The organism is Pseudorhodoplanes sp. (genome assembly GCF_035565795.1).
Classification (GTDB): Bacteria; Pseudomonadota; Alphaproteobacteria; order Rhizobiales; family Xanthobacteraceae; genus Pseudorhodoplanes.
This window is the reverse complement of record NZ_DATMRV010000195.1, coordinates 1-2,631: the sequence shown is the minus strand read 5'-3', so window position 1 is coordinate 2,631 and position 2,631 is coordinate 1. Positions and strand designations below refer to the sequence as shown.

Below are 2,631 nucleotides of genomic sequence, written 5' to 3'. Positions count from 1 at the left end.
ATTGGAGCGGGTGAAGGGAATCGAACCCTCGTCATCAGCTTGGAAGGCTGTTGCTCTACCATTGAGCTACACCCGCATCCGGCCGGTCCGGCGGCCTGCTTGGTTTCATAAAACGCCGCCGGAAACAAGACCTTACCAGCACATATATGAAGACACCCATGAAGACGCCGGACGCGGTGGCCGGAGACGTTACTTGAGGCCGCTATTTGGCTCCCGGCGCCGGCGCGGTCCCAAGCAGCGCCTCCATGGCCAGCCCGAGCGCCAGCAGCGCGGTATCGCTGCCGACTGGCCCGTCGATCTCGATTCCGACCGGCAGGCCGCCCTTGGTCATCCCCGCGAAAAGCGAGAGGCCGGGTATACCAGCATTGCTGCCCGGATCGGTGTTGCGGATCATCGTGAAGAAGGTCGGCGCCGGCTTGCCGCCGCCGATCGACATCTCGCCGGAGCCCTTCTCCGCGTCGATCGGCACCGCCGGCGCGGGCGTGGTCGGAAACAGCATGGCGTCCAGGTTGTTGGCCTTGAAGTAATCGGCATAGAGCTTCTGCAGCGCCGGCCGGTGCACTTTCATCGCGTCCGGGTAATCCTTGCCGAACGCATCCTTCAGGATCGCGCCGAAGGCGCCCTGCACGTCCGGGCTTTTGATCTTTCCCGCGATATCCTCCAGCGTCACGCCGTCGATGCCCGACGCCTTCAGATAGGCCGGGATGTCTTCCACAGGCTCATGCAGGGCGACCGGAAACGACACCTTCGCGTTGAGTTCCGCGAGCCCCGGAAGGTCGCCGTCCACGAACACCACGCCTGCGGTTTCGAGCTTGCCGCGCGCTGTTTTGACCACCGCCTCCAGTTCGGGATCGAGCCCGTTCCAGAACGACGTCGGAATGCCGATACGCTTCCCCTTGAGCGCTGCGGGGGTCGCGAGCGGCGTTCCGGTGATCACCGAATCCAGAAGCGCGACGTCGGCGACCGTGCGCCCCATCGGGCCGACCGTGTCGCGCGTATGGCTGATCGGCACGACCGCGTTCGCGTCGTGATAGCGGCGCTGCGCGCCTCCATTGCCGACGGAGGGCCGCAGTCCCACCGTGCCCGTGAGCGCTGCCGGAATCCGCGTCGAGCCGCCCGTGTCGCTGCCGAGCCCGGCCGTCACGATCCCGGCAGCAATCGAGGCCGATGTGCCGCCTGACGAGCCGCCGGGAATGCGCGTCGTGTCGTACGGATTCTTCACGTGACCGGCGAAGGACGCGGCATTGGTCGAGGTGATGCCGAAGGCGAGCTCGTGCATGTTCGCCTTACCGACCACGATGGCGCCAGCATCGATCAGCTTCTGCAGCGAGGGCGCGTTGGCGTTCGGACGCGCGTTGCGCAGCGCTTCGGTGCCGCCCGTCGTCGGCAGGTCTGCGGTGTTGATGTTATCCTTGACCACGATAGGAAGGCCGGCGAGCGGCGGAAGCGGCTTCCCGCCGGCAACCATGTCGTCGATCTTCTTTGCCGCGGCTAGCGCGCCCTCCGTGTTGAGGGTGATGATCGCATTCAGATGCTTCATCTGCTCCGCACGCGCGAGCGCCGCCTTCACTACATCGGTCGCACTCGTGCGCTTCTCGCGGATGGCCGAGACGATGCCGGCGGCGGTCTGCGGCGGCGTCTGCGCATACGCCTGCGTCCCGAATGGCAGAATGGAAATGGCCTTGATGGCGGTCAGTCCGAGAGTGGCGGTCAGAACATCGCGGCGGGACGCATGGCGCATGGTGAGGCCTCTGATAATGCAACGCGCAGTGTACACCGGATTATGCAGGTCCAGCATGACCGGACCACTGTTACTTTCGCGGTGCAGCACGCGAAACCACGCCTCGGCTTCGTAGTTATCAGGCCGGGGGACACGAAGGAGCCAGGGATGATCTTCGCCATCGTCCTCGCCGCGACCATCATCGGCGCGCTGCTGATGATGATGACGGGCAGCTTCGGGTGTCCGTGAAAGCTTCCACCGTGCGAACCAGTCCCGGCCGACGCGACGCTTGCGGCGGGAACCGACCGCACGTTTGTGCGTCTTTACGTCCACAAATCTTGGAGGGCAGACCTATGCGGGCATTGTTCCTGGCGATGATAGCCGGAGCGGCGACGATCGGCTTCGGGAGCATTGCGGAGGCGCGCGACGGTTGCGGTCGCGGCTACTTTTTCGATGGATATCGTTGTGTGCCGCAATACCGCGGCGGCCGTTACTATCACGGGCCCTACGGCGGGCCATACGGCCGCCCCTACCGCAATCCGAATTACGGCGTCCCGACCTGGGATCGCAGCGGCACGATCTCCTGCAATGTCCCCGGCTATACGTGGCAGAACGGTGCGTGCCGTCCTTACACCGGACGTTGAGCAGCGCTTCAGCGGCGATTTCGGAGAATTGGTGGAGGGGGTTGGATTCGAACCAACGTAGGCATAGCCAACGGATTTACAGTCCGTCCCCTTTAGCCACTCGGGCACCCCTCCACGGGATCAGTCTGTGCGACCACACGTTGGTCGCACCCAGCCGACAAAAGGTTTAACCCGGATCGGCTTTATGTAAAACGCCCGGGCGCAAGCTTTTTACGCCGGCGCCGGACGCGGTCGGGTTTATGGTGGCGACGCCCGCTTAAGTCAATG

3 protein-coding genes and 2 tRNA genes are annotated in these 2,631 nt (G+C 64.3%); 2 read left to right on the top strand and 3 right to left on the bottom strand.

Translation table 11 applies throughout. The annotated features are described in order from the left end of the window. Positions 1-2: 2 nt before the first annotated feature. Together VNZ93_RS17340 and iaaH are read right to left on the bottom strand one after the other, a co-directional pair. A tRNA-Gly gene (locus VNZ93_RS17340) sits at positions 3-76 on the bottom strand. A gap of 126 nt (positions 77-202) precedes the next feature. Beyond that, positions 203-1,741: an indoleacetamide hydrolase gene (gene iaaH / locus VNZ93_RS17335; protein ID WP_325707850.1), complete on the bottom strand. Its 1,539-nt coding sequence runs from the start codon at positions 1,739-1,741 to the stop codon at positions 203-205. On the opposite strand from iaaH, the gene VNZ93_RS17330 reads away from it, so the two are divergent. Together VNZ93_RS17330 and VNZ93_RS17325 are read left to right on the top strand one after the other, a co-directional pair. Then, complete coding sequence (locus tag VNZ93_RS17330) at positions 1,733-1,969, top strand: hypothetical protein (protein ID WP_325707847.1); 237 nt, start codon at positions 1,733-1,735, stop codon at positions 1,967-1,969. The genes iaaH and VNZ93_RS17330 overlap by 9 nt on opposite strands. A 104-nt stretch (positions 1,970-2,073) precedes the next feature. Next, the gene (locus tag VNZ93_RS17325) at positions 2,074-2,364 is read left to right on the top strand and encodes a hypothetical protein (protein ID WP_325707844.1); all 291 of its coding nucleotides are present in this window, start codon (positions 2,074-2,076) and stop codon (positions 2,362-2,364) included. 29 nt (positions 2,365-2,393) lie between these two features. Here VNZ93_RS17325 and VNZ93_RS17320 read toward each other — a convergent pair. Beyond that, a tRNA-Tyr gene (locus VNZ93_RS17320) sits at positions 2,394-2,478 on the bottom strand. Positions 2,479-2,631 lie beyond the last annotated feature (153 nt).

What these genes read in the sequence shown, in the direction of transcription:
- VNZ93_RS17325 (WP_325707844.1), top strand. Translation starts at nt 2,074, where the DNA reads ATGCGGGCATTGTTCCTGGCGATGATAGCCGGAGCGGCGACGATCGGC.
- VNZ93_RS17330 (WP_325707847.1), top strand. Translation starts at nt 1,733, where the DNA reads ATGGCGCATGGTGAGGCCTCTGATAATGCAACGCGCAGTGTACACCGG.
- iaaH (WP_325707850.1), bottom strand. Translation starts at nt 1,741, where the DNA reads ATGCGCCATGCGTCCCGCCGCGATGTTCTGACCGCCACTCTCGGACTG.